Annotated in this window: 10 protein-coding genes and 1 pseudogene; 10 read left to right on the forward strand and 1 reads right to left on the reverse strand. The window is 60.4% G+C overall.

Annotated features, from left to right (window positions below; genetic code table 11):
• Window positions 1-57: 57 nt before the first annotated feature.
• The 3 genes and pseudogenes from selB (at window position 58) to torA (ending at window position 5,635) form a co-directional block, all read left to right on the forward strand.
• On the forward strand, window positions 58-1,896 hold the full coding sequence (gene selB, locus QCD69_RS07375; protein WP_301251559.1) for a selenocysteine-specific translation elongation factor: 1,839 nt from the start codon (window positions 58-60) through the stop codon (window positions 1,894-1,896).
• A gap of 106 nt (window positions 1,897-2,002) precedes the next feature.
• Window positions 2,003-2,512 (forward strand): annotated as a pseudogene (locus tag QCD69_RS07380) (NapC/NirT family cytochrome c); the annotation flags it as partial.
• 627 nt (window positions 2,513-3,139) lie between these two features.
• Window positions 3,140-5,635: a trimethylamine-N-oxide reductase TorA gene (gene torA, locus QCD69_RS07385; RefSeq protein WP_301251612.1), complete on the forward strand. Its 2,496-nt coding sequence runs from the start codon at window positions 3,140-3,142 to the stop codon at window positions 5,633-5,635.
• On the opposite strand, the gene QCD69_RS07390 is transcribed toward torA, so the two are convergent.
• Window positions 5,619-7,604 (reverse strand): autotransporter outer membrane beta-barrel domain-containing protein, encoded by a 1,986-nt coding sequence (locus tag QCD69_RS07390; protein ID WP_301251561.1) that lies wholly within the window; start codon window positions 7,602-7,604, stop codon window positions 5,619-5,621. The genes torA and QCD69_RS07390 overlap by 17 nt on opposite strands.
• A 154-nt stretch (window positions 7,605-7,758) precedes the next feature.
• Between QCD69_RS07390 and QCD69_RS07395 the strand changes: the two genes are divergently transcribed.
• From QCD69_RS07395 to ghrB, 7 genes are all read left to right on the forward strand, one after another.
• Window positions 7,759-8,322 carry a DNA-3-methyladenine glycosylase I gene (locus QCD69_RS07395; protein WP_301251563.1) on the forward strand — a complete coding sequence of 188 codons (564 nt, stop codon included), beginning with the start codon at window positions 7,759-7,761 and terminating at the stop codon, window positions 8,320-8,322.
• Window positions 8,323-8,432: 110 nt separating this feature from the next.
• Window positions 8,433-9,095 carry an OmpA family lipoprotein gene (locus QCD69_RS07400; protein ID WP_253456740.1) on the forward strand — a complete coding sequence of 221 codons (663 nt, stop codon included), beginning with the start codon at window positions 8,433-8,435 and terminating at the stop codon, window positions 9,093-9,095.
• 171 nt (window positions 9,096-9,266) lie between these two features.
• On the forward strand, window positions 9,267-10,289 hold the full coding sequence (locus tag QCD69_RS07405) for a LacI family DNA-binding transcriptional regulator (protein WP_253456743.1): 1,023 nt from the start codon (window positions 9,267-9,269) through the stop codon (window positions 10,287-10,289).
• Window positions 10,290-10,478: 189 nt separating this feature from the next.
• Window positions 10,479-11,207 carry a sugar phosphate isomerase/epimerase family protein gene (locus QCD69_RS07410; protein ID WP_301251566.1) on the forward strand — a complete coding sequence of 243 codons (729 nt, stop codon included), beginning with the start codon at window positions 10,479-10,481 and terminating at the stop codon, window positions 11,205-11,207.
• A gap of 3 nt (window positions 11,208-11,210) precedes the next feature.
• Window positions 11,211-12,164, forward strand: a complete 954-nt coding sequence (locus QCD69_RS07415; RefSeq protein WP_301251568.1) for a sugar kinase — start codon at window positions 11,211-11,213, stop codon at window positions 12,162-12,164.
• A gap of 103 nt (window positions 12,165-12,267) precedes the next feature.
• Window positions 12,268-13,551: an MFS transporter gene (locus QCD69_RS07420; RefSeq protein WP_301251569.1), complete on the forward strand. Its 1,284-nt coding sequence runs from the start codon at window positions 12,268-12,270 to the stop codon at window positions 13,549-13,551.
• 47 nt (window positions 13,552-13,598) lie between these two features.
• On the forward strand, window positions 13,599-14,573 hold the full coding sequence (ghrB, locus tag QCD69_RS07425) for a glyoxylate/hydroxypyruvate reductase GhrB (RefSeq protein WP_301251571.1): 975 nt from the start codon (window positions 13,599-13,601) through the stop codon (window positions 14,571-14,573).
• The last annotated feature ends 524 nt before the right edge of the window (window positions 14,574-15,097 follow it).

The raw sequence follows: 15,097 nt of genomic DNA on the forward strand, positions 1-15,097 counted from the left end.
TACCGCCGCCCGGATAACGGCGCCTCCGCCGCGGCGCCTTAGCGCCGGGGCAAGCTGATGGTCATCGTCAGCGCAGGTCATGCCGCACACGGTAAAACTACGCTGCTGCAGGCGCTGACCGGCGCGGCGCTCGATCGGCTGCCGGGTGAAAAGCCTCAGGACAGCACGGTCGATCTCAACTACGCCTGGTGGCCGAGGCCGGATGGACGGATCTTCAGTTTTATCGACGTGCCGGGCCATCAAAAGCACCTCGCTAATATGCTCAGCGGCGTCACCGGCCCGGATCACGCGCTGCTCGCCGTGGCGGCCGATGACGGCATCATGCCGCAAACCCGCGAACATCTGGCGATCCTGCAACTGAGCGGGCAGCCGCCGCTGACCATCGCAATTACCAAAGCCGACCTGGCCAACGCCGCACGCATCAGCGACACCGAGCGGGAAATCCGTACGCTGGCCGCGCTGATGGGCTGGCCGGACGTCACGCTGTTTGTCACCAGCGCGCTGAACGCCACCGGCATCAGCGCCCTTGCCGACCATATCAGCCAGCTGCCACCGCGCGCGATCGCGCCCTGTAAACGCTTTCGCCTGGCTATCGATCGCGCCTTCAGCGTGCCGGGTACGGGCACTGTGGTCACGGGCACCGCGCTGGGCGGCGAGGTTCGCGTCGGTGACAGGCTCTGGCTGACCGGCATGAATAAAAGCGTCCGCGTGCAGGGTCTGCGGGCGCAAAACCAGCCTGCCAGCGTCGCCTGCGGCGGCCAGCGGCTGGCGCTTAACCTTGTTGGCGGCGTCGAAAAAAGCGAGCTGTCCCGCGGCGACTGGCTGCTGCAAGAGCCGCCCGCCGTGCTTTCCAGCCGGGTGGTGGTGGCGCTCCAGCCGCTTCAGCCGTTAAAACAGGCGCAGCGGCTGCATATTCATCATGCCGCCAGCCATATCACCGGCAGCGTGACGCCGATGCAGGATAACCTGGCCGAGCTGACGCTGGATAAACCGCTGTGGCTGGCAGATAACGATCGGCTGATCCTGCGCGATATCACGGCCCGGCAAACGCTGGCGGGCGCTCGCGTGGTGCTGTTGATGCAGAAAAAAGGCTGTATGCCACAGCCCGACGCGACGCGCTGGCTACAGCAGCTGGCCAATGCGCAGGACGATGAGGCAACGCTGCGGCTTTTGCTTCAGGCCCGTCCCTGGCGCAAAACGCAGCTGGCCTGGGCACGCCAGCTGACTGCCGAAGGCTTTTCCGCTGCGCTCAGCGCCATTGCGCCGGTTGAAGCGGGCGACTATCTGCTGCTGGCAGAGGTTACCGCAGGATGGCGGCGGCAGGTGCTGGATACGCTGGCGGGCTACCATCGCAAGCACGAAGACAGGCCGGGGCTGGGGCGAAGCCGCCTCAGAAGGATGGCGCTGCCCGGCCTGCCGGAAGCAATCGGGCTGGCGGTTATCGACTTATTGCTGGCCGACGGCGCGCTGGCGTTTCGCTATGGCTGGCTGCGTCTGCCTGCTTTCTCCGTCAGCTTTACGCCAGAAGAGCAGGCGCTGTGGCAGCAGGCCAAACCGCTGCTGACGCAGGATAGCGGGTGGGTGCGCGATATGGCAACCTGCCTGAACGCCGACGAGGCGCTGATGCGTCTGACGCTGCAAAAAGCCGCCAGCAGCGGCGAAATTGCGGCGATTGTTCACGATCGCTACTACTCCCGCGCGCTGATTGAACGGTTTGCCGACACCATTCGCCAGCGGCATCAGCAGGGGCTTGCCACCCGCGCGGCGGACTTTCGCCGCCTTTTCGCTATGGGCCGCAAGCTGGCGGTGCAGATCCTGGAATTTTTCGACCACAGCGGCTTTACCCATCGTCAGGGCAGCGATCATCTGCTGCGCGACGACAGCATGTTCCCCTAATCCTCCTTTTTCCCTAACGCTTCCCTTATTGATGCGACACAAATTTAGCCCGCTGATTTTGTGGGATAAATAAGCCTGTTTTTTAAACAAAGGGATTTGAGCTTATATGAAAATTTTCAGTAAGCGCCGCTGGCCGTTTATCGCGCTGATTGCTATCGCCACGCTGCTGGTCGTCGCCGGCAGCGCGGTAGTGCTGCACAAAACCAGCGACACCGCTTTTTGCGTTTCCTGCCACAGCATGTCGAGGCCGCTGGCGGAATATCAGGGCAGCATTCACTTCCAGAACCATGCCGGCATCCGCGCGGAATGCGCCGACTGCCACGTTCCCAACGAGCCGCTGGCCTGGATGGCGACCAAGCTGGGCGCGAGCAAGGATCTGCTGGGCGAACTGACCGGCAAGCTGGACAGCGAAGAGCAGTACAATGCCCACAAGCTGGCGATGGCGGAGTCGGTATGGCAAAAGATGAAGGCCAGCGATTCTGCGACCTGCCGCAGCTGCCACAGTTTTGCCGCGATGGATATGCTGGGCCAGCGGCCGGAAGCCAGGAAAGCGCACCCTGTTGCGCTGAAAAGCGGCGAAACCTGCATCGACTGCCATCGTGGCGTGGCGCACATCCTGCCCGATATGCGCGCCAGCAACGCTTCCGGCGCCGCTCAGCTAACCGCGCTGGCCGCCGCAGCCAAAGCCGATAACCGTCCTCTGTATCCCATCAGCACGCAGCCTTTCACCCTGGCATCCCATGACGGGCCTGCCGCAGGCACGCTGTTTCCGGCGGCGGAGCTGCTGCCGTACCGGCATAAAAATGGCCGTACTGAAGCACAGCTGAAAGGCTGGCAGCAGGATGGCTCGACCGGCGCGATCTACGCGGCCAAAGGCAAACGCATTATCAGCGCCATCGTCGCGCCGGAAGCCGCGCCGCAGATAAAAATCCTCGCCACGGAGGAAGACAGCCAGACGGAAACAAGCTGGCACCGCGTTTCGCTCGATATAGCGGTCGCCAGCGACGCGCTGATCGCCGATCGGGACAAGCTCTGGCAGCAGGCCGCCAGCCTGATGACCGCCAACTGCACGGGCTGCCACGGACTCACCGCGCCCGACCACTACACGGCGAACCAGTGGACGGGGGTGATAAAAGGCATGGCCTCGCGCACTTCGCTGGATACGGAGCAGCTGCGCCTGCTGACGCGCTACGCACAGCAGTACGCCAGCGACATGAAGTCGACCGCACAGGGAGAGAACCCCATGAAAAATAATCGTTTCGGCCTCAGCCGCCGCCACTTTCTCGCCGCAGGCGGCACGCTGCTGGCCGCCGGCTCGCTGGATCTGCTATACGCCCGCTCCGCGCTGGCTCAGGCCATCAGCCAGGCAATGCCGCTGTTTACCGCGCTCAGGCCCGCCAGAAAAGGCATCCTGACCGCCGCTCACTGGGGCGCTTTTGAAGCGCTGGTAGAGAACGGAAAAATGGTCGGCGTACAGCCCGTGGAGGACGATCCCGCGCCCAACGAGCTGATCACTATGGCGCCTTATCAGGTTCACGCAGCCAACCGCATCACCGCGCCGATGGTGCGGCAAAGCTGGCTGGAGCACGGGCCGGGCAGCAATACGGCGCTGCGCGGCCGCGATAAGTGGGTCAGCGTCAGCTGGGAAAAGGCCACCGAGCTGGTCGCCAACGACATCCGCAGGCTACAGCGCGAGCACGGCCCGTCCGCTATTTACGCCGGATCCTACGGCTGGAAAAGCACCGGGATGCTGCACAACTCCCGCGCGCTGCTGCACCGCCTGATGAACCTGGCGGGCGGCTTTCTGGGCTACAGCGGCGATTACTCTACCGGCGCGGCGCAGGTGATTATGTCGCACGTGGTCGGTTCAATGGAGGTTTACGAGCAGCAAACCAGCTGGCCGGTGGTGGTGGAAAGCAGCGAACTGGTGGTGCTGTGGGGCTGCAATCCGCTGGTGACGCTGAAAAACAGCTGGAACGTGCCGGATCACGTCGGGCTGGAAGGATTTGCGGCGCTGGCCGCCAAAGGCACGCCGATTATCTGCATCGATCCCGTATTTAGCGACAGCGCCAAAGCGCTGAATGCGGAATGGATCGCGCCGAAAGCCTATACCGACGCCGCGATGATTTTGGGCCTGGCGCATACGCTGCTGGCAGAAAAGCACCATGACGAGGCTTTTCTTGCCCGCTATACCACGGGTTTTGAAAAGTTTCGCGCCTACCTGCTGGGCGAAAGCGACGGCCTTGTCAAAAGCGCGGAATGGGCCAGCGAGATCTGCGGCATCGCGCCGGAGCAGCTGCGCCAGCTGGCAAGAAGGATGGCAGGTCAGCGCACCATGATCATGGCCGGCTGGGGCATTCAGCGCCAGCACCGCGGCGAGCAGCCGCACTGGCTGCTGGTAACGCTGGCCGCCATGCTCGGGCAAATCGGCCTGCCGGGCGGCGGTTTCGGCTTCAGCTACCACTACTCTTCCGGCGGCAGCCCAACGGCGCGAGGCGGGATCCTGTCGGGCATCAGCGCGGGCGTCGCGCCTGCCGGTTCGCCGCCGCCGATCCCGGTAGCGCGCATTGCCGACTGCCTTGCCAATCCCGGCAAAACTATCGTTTTTAATGGCAAAGAGGTGACTTATCCCGACGTCAAAATGGTCTACGTCGCGGGGGGCAATCCTTTCCACCACCATCAGGACACCAACAATTTGCTGCTGGCCTGGCAACGCCCGGAAACCATTGTGGTGCAGGATCCTTACTGGACGGCCACCGCCAGACACGCCGATATCGTGCTGCCCTGCACCACCAGCTATGAGCGCAACGATATGGATATGGGCGGCGACTATTCGCAGCGCTATCTGTTCCCGATGCGCCAGTGCGTGCCGCCGCAGCACCAGGCGCGCAGCGATTTCGCCATTTTTCAGGCCATTGCGACCAGGCTCGGCGTCGAACAGGCTTTTACCGAAGGCCGCGATGAAATGCTGTGGCTGAAAAAGCTGTATGACGATATGAAGCAGCAGGCCAGAAACGCCGGCGTCCCGCTGCCGCCGTTCGATCTGTTCTGGCAGTCCAATAACTACATTCGCTTTCCGGTACCGGAAGAGAATAAAAAGTGGGTGCGCTTTGCTGACTATCGCGCCGATCCGCTGTTGAATCCGCTCGGCACGCCCAGCGGGAAAATTGAAATCTTCTCTAAAACTATCGCGGCGATGCACTACGACGACTGCGCGGGCCTGCCGGGCTGGCAGCCGCCGCAGGAGTGGCACGGCAGCCCGCAGGCGCAGCGCTATCCCCTGTCGCTGAATACCGCGCATCCGAGCCATCGACTGCATTCCCAACTGGATAACACGCCGCTGCGGCAAAAATATGCCGTCAGCGATCGCGAAGCGATCCTGATCCATCCGCAGGATGCCGTCACCCGAGGGATCCAGTCCGGCGATCTGGTCAGGGCGTTTAACGATCGGGGTCAGATCCTGGTCGGCGCGCTGGTAACGGAAGCGATCCGTCCCGGCGTAGTGCGCATCAGCGAAGGCGCCTGGTACGATCCCGCCGAGCCTGCCGAACCGAAAACGCTGTGCAGGAACGGCAACGTAAACTGCCTGACCTTCGATATCGGCACCTCACGGCTGGCGCAGGGCAACTGCGGGCAGATGGCGCAGCTGGAGGTGGAGAAATTTACGGGCGCGCCGCCGCCCAATACCGCTCATGCCGTGCCGGAAAGCGCACGCCAGCCGATCAGAAACGCGCGCTGACGCCCAGGTTATAGATAAACTGCTCGCCGGTGCTGAGGCCGCCGGTTTGCGACACCGAGGCGAAGGCCGCCGCGCTGTCGCCCAGCGGCAAGTTTGCGCCGACGGTCACGTCCGCCCAGTTGCTGTCCTGGCGGGCGGTATCGCGCGTGAAGCGGGTCTGCGTTGACTTCAGCCCGCCGCCGGCGCGCCAGACGTTATCGCCAAACTGGTGGTTATAGCTGACCGCCGCCCAGGGATTGATCCCGCCCAGCGTGGCATCCAGCCGCCAGCCCAGCGCGCCAATCTGCGAATGGTAGTTCTGATCGGCGAAGCGCATGGCGGTGCTGCTCTCGCCCCGCTCGCTGTAGCCCTCTACCGAACTGTAATCCAGCGCGTACTGTGCCGTCGGGCCGGTGGTAAGCGAAGCGCCCAACGGAAAATCCCAGCCGGTGGTAATACGCGCGCCGAGCTGTTTACCGTCGGTATCGCCCTTTTCCGTCCGCGTCGCCGGGCCGATGGCAAAATGCCGCTGGATATCGTCATAGCGGGCAAAAGCGTAGTACACATCCGTATTTATCCAGCCGTTGTCCAGAAAAGCGAGCTCGCTCCAGGCCGAAAATAGCCAGCCGCGCAGCTTGTAATCGAAGCGAGATGAAGGATGCTGCGTGTCGTCCGAGCCGGAAACCAGCGCGCCCACCAGCAGTGAATCGGTCAGCTTATAGTCCACGCCCAGCGTCAGGTTATGGGTGGTGGCGTTGCCGTCGCCCGCCGCCAGATTGGCGGCATAGTCGTAATGTTGACCGGCGTAGCCGCCGAACACGTTAAGCGATCCCTGCGGATTGTCGCTGTGGCGCTGCTGCTGCAAGCGACTGTCGAGCGTGGCGCGCGCATCGCGAGAGAGCGCCAGCATCGCCTGATCCAGCGCCACCACCTGCGCGGGCGCGTTCAGCACGGCCTCAATATAATCGGCGATCAGCTGGTGCGTAGCGGGGCCGGGATGCAGACGATCGGCAAACAGCAAAGCCTGCTCGTCGGAAAAACCGGGCGTAGCCGAAGTGCAGACCGCCGCTGAAACGCCGGGCGGGCAGGCCATGCCGGCCGTATTGCTTAAGCCATAGCGCGCCGGGTCACTGAGGATCTCGCTGAAAAGACCGTTGATATCCACGCGCACAATGTTGCCGCCCAGCTGCGCCAGCCGATCGTCTTCCAGCTGGTTATAGCGGTTGGTCAACGCGCTGCCCTGCTCGCTAAGGCTTTGCCACGCGGCAAACAGCCGATCGGCGATAGCCTGCCGCACGGCGGTCACGCTGCTGGCCTCACCGGCGGCGGCGTACAGCGCCTGGTAAATCGCCTGATTGCGGCTGTTCAGATCCGGCGTCGTCTGGCCGTTCAGGGAAGCGAAGGCCGCAGCCAGCGCCGTACCGGCAACGGGCGCCAGGCCGGTCTGGATGACCGCCTCCAGCAGCACCGGCGCCGCACCGATATTGGGCACGGTCGGCACGATAACCGTTCCGGCTCCGGCAGCCAGCAGCTGCTGTACCTGGCCTGCGGCGGCAAAAGCACTGTTGCTGACCAGCCCTGCCGCCTGCTGCGGATTCAGCGCGGCCGCCGCCAGATCGTTGCCGCCGATCCAGTGAATATAGAGGCCGTCGGCATCCGCCTGGCCGCGCCTGGCCGCCAGATAAGCGGCGAGCTGGTTAGCCGTATTGTTGTCGGCATTCAGCAGCGGCAGCGCCACCGCTTCGCCCGCGGCATAGTTGCTGCCGCCGTTATTGGAAGGCTGGAGCGACTGGTCGATTTTTGCGGCCAGAATTTCGTCATAGAGCGGATGTCGGCTGCTGTCCCAGGTATAGCGGCCGTTATTACCGCCATCGCTCAGGCTGTCGCCAAAGACGGTGTAGCTATCCCAGGCCAGCACCGGAAAAGTCGAGACGGCATAAAAGAGCCACGCGCTTCCGGCAGCGCGCAGGCGCGAATATTTTTTTAGCATGGCGTGACTCCAGAAAGAGCCTGAAAGCGGCGGCATGACGCCGGTTATTTTGTTGCTATCATCGTCAACCTGTCAGATAACTATTGCCTTTCCGGGCATTGCGTCAAGCCTTTTGCGTGTATTTTTTAACCAATTCAGATAAGGAACTTTACTTATGCAGCGTTGCGGTTGGGTGACTCAGGATCCGATCTATCTGGCCTATCATGATACGGAATGGGGCGTGCCGATTACCGACGCGCAGGCGCTGTTTGAAATGCTGTGCCTGGAAGGTCAGATGGCCGGCCTTTCCTGGCTGACCGTCTTAAAAAAGCGGGAAAACTACCGGCGGGCGTTCTGCGGTTTCGATCCTGAACAGGTGGCGTTGATGACGGAAAGCGACCTCGATCGGCTGATGCTGGACAGCGGGCTGATCCGCCATCGCGGCAAGCTTTCCGCTATTGTCGCCAACGCGCGCGCGCTGCTGGCGATGGCGGCGCAGGGCGAGGCCTTTGCTGAGTTTATCTGGCAGTTTGTTGATCGCCAGCCGCAAATCCACCGCTACAGCGACTATCGCGCTGCGCCAACCTTCAGCACCGTTTCCGATGCCCTTTCTAAAGCGCTAAAAAAGCGCGGCTTTAAATTTGTCGGCACCACTACCTGTTATTCGTTTATGCAGGCCTGCGGGCTGATTAGCGACCACACGACCAGCTGTTTCTGTCATCCGGATAACCTCAGGTAGCGTCTCTTTACAAATTTAGGAAGACAACACGGTTTTTTTTCGGCGCGGGGTCGGCATAATCGCTTCTTTTCAGGCTATTTTCGCCAGTCGCTGTTCAGGAAACGCTATCCATGAAAAAACGTTTTGTTACTCTTGCTCTGGTTTTGAGCGGTACCATCGCCCTGTCGGGCTGCACCACGAATCCTTACACCGGCGAACGCCAGGCGGGTAAAGCCGGTATCGGCGCGGGCCTGGGCGCCGCGCTGGGCGCAGGCGTCGGCGTGCTCTCCTCTTCCAAAAAAGATCGCGGCAAAGGCGCGCTGATTGGCGCAGCGGCAGGCGCGGCGCTGGGCGGCGGCGCGGGCTACTATATGGACGTGCAGGAAACCAAGCTGCGTGAAAAAATGCGCGGCACCGGCGTCAGCGTGACGCGTGAAGGCAATAATATCGTGCTGAACATGCCGAACAGCGTCACCTTCGACAGCAGCAGCAGCTCGCTGAAGCCTGCGGGTGCCAACACGCTGACCGGCGTGGCAATGGTGCTGAAAGAGTATCCAAAAACCGCCGTTAACATCGTCGGCTATACCGACAGCACCGGCAGCCGCCAGCTGAACATGAACCTGTCGCAGCAGCGCGCCGACAGCGTAGCCAGCTCGCTGATCACCCAGGGCGTGGCGACCAATCGCATTCGCACCGGCGGCATGGGGCCGGACAACCCGGTCGCGACCAACAGCACGGCCGCAGGTAAAGCGCAGAACCGTCGCGTGGAAATCACCCTCAGCCCGCTGCAGTAATCCCGCCAGCCGGACAATCTTTGTCCGGCTGTTTCCCTGCCCAACCGCCTGACTGTGGGCGAGACCGCCCTTATGCTTTATGATGGCCGGATCCGCTTCCCGCCATTACCCGCTATCTTAAGATTTAAGCCCGTGATGGCTGCTTTCATTTTTACTCGTTCAAGGATCGCTATGAACCGCAAGGCCGCACGCGCGACAATCAGCGACGTTGCCAGAAAAGCCCATACGGGCAAAACCAGCGTTTCTCGCTATCTCAACGGCGAGCAGCACCTTCTGTCCGCCGATTTAAAGCAGCGGATTGAAACCGCCATTGCCGAACTTAACTATCGACCCAGCCAGATGGCGCGTGGCCTGAAGCGCGGGCGCACCCGCTTAATCGGCCTGATTATCGCGGATATTACCAATCCTTACTCCGTTGATGTGATGTGCGGCATTGAGGCGGCCTGCCGCGCGCAGGGCTTTACGCTGCTGATGTGCAACACCAATAACGAGGTGGACCAGGAGCAGCACTATCTGAATCTGCTCAGCAGCTATCAGGTGGAAGGGATCGTGGTTAACGCCGTGGGGATGCGCGAGGAAGCGCTGAGCCATCTCCAGCAGTCGCTGCTGCCGATGGTGCTGATTGACCGTAAGATCCCTGATTTCGCCTGCGACGTGGTAGGGCTGAATAACCACGAGGCCGCCGCGCAGGTCACAACGCATCTGCTTGAAGAAGCCTTTGACGCCATTCTGTTTGTTACCGAGCCATTGGGCACCGTCAATACCCGCCACGAGCGCCTCAAGGCGTTCCGGGAAACGATGGCGCAGCATCCGCAGCGCGAGGCCGAACAGGCCGAAGTGGCGTTAAACGACAGCGCGCGGCTGGATGGCATCCTGCAAGATTTTTATCAGCGCCATCGCCACCAGCGCTGCGCCGTATTGGCCGTTAATGGCGCGCTGACGCTGCAAATCGCGCGCAGCTTCAAACGCCTGGATCTGCGCTGGGGCGAAGATTTAGGGCTGCTGGGCTTTGACGAGCTGGTCTGGTCGGAACTGGCGGGCGGCGGCATCACTACGCTGAAACAGCCTACGTGGCAGATTGGCTATGCGGCGCTGGAACAGGTTATCCGCCGTATTGAAGGTGACGAAGCGCCGCCGTGCGAGCAGCTCTACTCCGGCGAGTTGATTATCCGCAGTTCCACGAAGTTCGCCTGATTTCCTTTCTTTTCACCGTATTAACGCAGCGGTCGGCCTGACCCGCTTCGTTCTGACGCTTTTCCAGTAAATTTCCAAATAATTGTCCACATCGTGAGCGCGATCATAAAACCGCGCTCCGCCCCTTTCGGTTGGAACCGGTTCCAGTTAACGTTTTTGTAACGTCAGGGCCACCGCCCGGAGGAAAAGATGAAACCTGAAATTATTGTAGTGACCGCCGCCTATGGCCGCGATCGGATCGGCGAACTCGGCGGTCAGCAGGCCGTGGTGCCGATTGTCGCCGCCGCCGGCGCAGACGGCATTGAGATCCGCCGCGAGCTGTGCAGCGAAGCGGAAATCCAGCAGCTGCCCGCGTTGGGCAAGGCAATCAGTGATGCCGGGCTGACAGCGTTCTACTCGGTCCCGGAAGCGCTTTATACTGAAGAGGGTGCGCTGAATCCTCGGCTGGCAAGCCACCTTAACGAGGCGCAGCAGTTAAACGCCCGCCTGATAAAATATTCATTAGGCCATTATCAGCCCGGTTCGGACGACTCGCCGCTGCGCGACGGGCTGCCGTTAACGCTGGTGGTGGAAAACGATCAGACCGACTGCGGCACGCTTGCCGCCCTCAACGGCTATTTTTCTGACAACGCGCCTGTTGGGATGACGTTTGATATGGGCAACTGGCTATGGGTGGGCGACGACCCCATCCGGGCAGCGGGAAAGCTGGCGTCTTTCGTCAGCTACGTGCACGTCAAAGCCGCTGCGCCGACCGCTGACGGCTGGCGCGCCATCGCGCTGGACGAGGCTGATAATCTGTGGCGGGAAACGCTGGCGCTGCTGCCCTCCGACGTGCCGCGCGGTATTGAGTTCCCGCTGGAAGGCGACGACCTGGTGGCCGTCACCCGTCACTATGTAGATTTGCTGCGAGAGGTATAAATCATGACCCTTCATGAAAACGGCACGCTGGATGCGGTGACCATCGGCGAAGCGATGGCGATGTTTATCGCCAGCGACACCGGCGATCTGGCGGCGGCGGAGCATTTTACCAAACGTATCGCCGGGGCCGAGCTGAACGTCGCTATCGGCCTGGCTCGCCTGGGCCTGAAGGTAGGCTGGGTCAGCCGCGTTGGCGATGATTCCTTTGGCCGCTTTACGCGCCAGCAGCTGGAAAAAGAGGGCGTCGACAGCCGTCAGGTGACCACCGATGCTCGCTATCCTACTGGTTTCCAGCTGAAATCCCGCGTGGAAGACGGCTCCGATCCGCTGGTGGAATATTTCCGTAAAGGCTCTGCGGCCAGCCATCTGTCAGTCGAGGATTTCAACCGCGACTATTTTGGCGCAGCGCGCCACCTGCACCTGAGCGGCGTGGCGGCGGCCATCTCCGACAGCTCGCTGGCGCTGTCAAAGCATGCGGCGCAGGAGATGAAGCGGATGGGCAAAACCATCTCCTTCGATCCGAACCTGCGTCCCGTGCTGTGGTCAAGCGAGCGCGAAATGGCTACCCAGCTCAACGCGCTGGCGGGCTTTGCCGACTGGGTTTTGCCAGGCATCAGCGAAGGCAAAATCCTGACCGGCTACGACCAGCCGGAAGCGATCGCCGATTTTTATCTGGCGATGGGCGTCAAAGCGGTCATCATTAAAACGGGCTGCGAAGGCGCCTGGTATAAAACCGCCGAGGGCGAAAAAGGCCAGGTCGACGCGATCAGAACCGCTAACGTGGTGGATACCGTTGGCGCGGGCGACGGCTTTGCCGTTGGCGTCATCAGCGCGCTGCTGGAAGGGAAAACCCTGCCGCAGGCGATTAAGCGCGGCAACCGCATCGGCTCGCTGGCTATCCAGGTCAGCGGCGACAGCGAAGGCTTGCCCACGCGCGAAACGCTCGGCGATTTTTAAACAGCGGGCGACACGAACCGGACCAGGCTTCTAACCGAACCATAATGAGCCGCACCCACCCTACAATGCAGAGTGCGGCCACCTCCAACAGAGGAAGCAGACGATGAATAAGCAGACAATCGCGCCTAAACGCTGGTGGTACATCATGCCCATCGTGTTTATCACCTACAGCCTGGCGTATCTCGACAGGGCCAATTTCAGCTTTGCCTCGGCCGCCGGCATCAATGAAGATCTGGGCATCACGCACGGCATGTCGTCGCTGCTGGGCGCCCTGTTCTTTCTTGGCTATTTCTTTTTCCAGATCCCCGGCGCGGTATACGCCGAACGCCGCAGCGTAAAAAAACTGGTTTTCGTCTGCCTGGTGCTGTGGGGCATTTGCGCCTCGCTGACCGGCATGGTCAGTAATATCCCGATGCTGGCGGCCATTCGCTTTGTGCTGGGCGTGGTGGAAGCGGCCGTGATGCCGGCCATGCTGATCTATATCAGCAACTGGTTTACCAAATCGGAGCGCTCCCGCGCCAATACCTTCCTGATCCTGGGCAACCCGGTGACGGTGCTGTGGATGTCCGTGGTTTCCGGCTATCTGATCAACGCCTTCGGCTGGCGCGAAATGTTTATTTTTGAGGGCATTCCGGCGGTGATCTGGGCCGTGGCCTGGTGGTTTATGGTGCAGGATAAGCCCGCTCAGGCGAAATGGCTGAGCGAAGAGGAAAAAGCGGCGCTGGCGGCACAGCTGCAAAAAGAGCAGGAAAACATCAAGGCGGTGCGCAATTACAGCGAGGCGTTCCGCTCGCGCAATGTCATTATCCTTTGCATTCAGTATTTTACCTGGAGCATCGGCGTCTATGGCTTTGTGCTGTGGCTGCCTTCTATTCTGCGCAACGGGATGCAGATGGGCATGGTGGAAGCGGGCTGGCTCTCTGCGGTGCCTTACCTGGCCGCTACCGTGGCGATGATCCTGGCTTCCTGGGCTTCCGACAAGCTGCAAAACCGTAAACTCTTTGTCTGGCCGCTGCTGTTAATTGGCGCGCTGGCGTTTTTAGGTTCATATCTTGTAGGGGCGAATAATTTCTGGCTGTCGTTCAGCCTGCTGGTGGTGGCCGGTGCCGCGATGTACGCGCCTTATGGCCCGTTCTTCGCCATTATCCCGGAAATGCTGCCGCGTAACGTGGCGGGCGGCGCAATGGCGCTGATTAACGCGATGGGCGCGCTAGGCTCTTTCCTGGGCTCCTGGGTCGTGGGTTATTTGAACGGCGCGACGGGCAGCCCTTCCGCTTCGTATATCTTTATGGGGGTATCGCTGCTTATCTCGGTCTGGCTGACGCTGATCGTAAAGCCAGCAGCCAATAAGCAACCCCCGATGCCGCATGGCGCTAAACACGCTTAACGGTGCGGGCCGCCTGGCCCGTGCCTTAAAGAAACAGGGAGACAAGCATGAAACCATCCGTGGTGCTGTATAAGAAGCTGCCGCAGGATCTGCGTTCGCAGCTCGACGAGCATTTTAACGTTACCGAAATCAACGGCCTGACCCCGGAAACCCTTAGCCAACACGCGGAGGCCTTTCAGCAGGCCGAAGGTATTTTAGGCTCCGGCGGCAAAGTGGACGCTGAGTTCCTGAAAAAAGCGCCGAAGCTGCGCGTCGCCTCTTCCGTTTCCGTGGGCGTGGACAACTTTGATATTCCCGCGCTGAGCGAACGCGGCGTGCTGTTGATGCACACCCCGACCGTACTGACGGAAACCGTCGCCGATACCATGATGGCGCTGGTGCTGACCAGCGCGCGTCGCGTGGTGGAATCCGCCGAGCGCGTGAAAAAAGGTGAGTGGCAGGGCAGCATCGGCGCGGACTGGTTCGGCATTGACGTGCACCATAAAAAAATGGGCATCCTGGGCATGGGTCGTATCGGACTGGCGCTGGCGCAGCGCGCGCACCTGGGCTTCAGCATGCCGATCCTTTACAACGCTCGTAAGCACCACGAAGAGGCGGAGCAGCGTTTCGACGCGCAATACTGCGATCTGGATACGCTGCTGAAAGAGTCCGATTTCCTGTGCATCAGCCTGCCGCTGACTGAACAAACGCATCACCTGATCGGCCGCGAGGAGCTGGCGAAAATGAAGCCTTCCGCCGTGCTGATCAATGCCGGACGCGGCCCGGTTATCGATGAAGAAGCGCTGATCGCCGCGCTGCAAGAGGGCACTATCCACGCCGCCGGTCTGGACGTGTTTGAGAAAGAGCCGCTGCCAAAGGATTCGCCTTTGCTGACGCTGCCTAACGTGGTGGCGCTGCCGCATATTGGCTCTGCGACGCATGAAACCCGTTACGGCATGGCAAAAGACGCGGTGGAAAATCTGATTGCCGCCCTGAACGGTAAAGTGGACAAGAACTGCGTTAATCCTGAAGTAGCAAAATAATTTTCTGTGCCGATGCGCTTTGCGTGTCGGCACGTTTTTCAGCGCCCTGCCGACCTCTTTATCCCGCAAAAATTCCCTTCTTAGCCTAAACAGGCGCTAAACAAATAGCCTGTTCGTTCCTGAACGCCTCAGTGCCCTGTTGTTATTTAGTTGATCCACTCAGGTAACCATAAGCTAAATCATTATTTAATTAAGATGATATAAAATGAGATCCTGCGGCTTTTTAATTAAAAAAAAGCGGTCATATTGTTAATTAAATGCTCAACATAAAGAAAGCAATAGAAATGTAAAGATCCCTTTTTGTTACCTGGCCTTTCTTCCCCCTTAGGGGCGGGCATTGTGCCAACTTAATATTGTGATATAACTACGCTCATTCGGAAACTCGCTTATCGGCATAAATTATGCCGAGGGTATTATTTTGCCCGTAATAAGCACCACATTAATAAGGGGGGAATCTTCAACGACTTAAAGATGTTTAATTATCCGTAGCGCCAGCAATCACGAGTGACAGGTTTATTATTCAT

The organism is Erwinia sp. PsM31, assembly GCF_030433775.1.
Classification (GTDB): Bacteria; Pseudomonadota; Gammaproteobacteria; order Enterobacterales; family Enterobacteriaceae; genus Erwinia; species Erwinia aeris.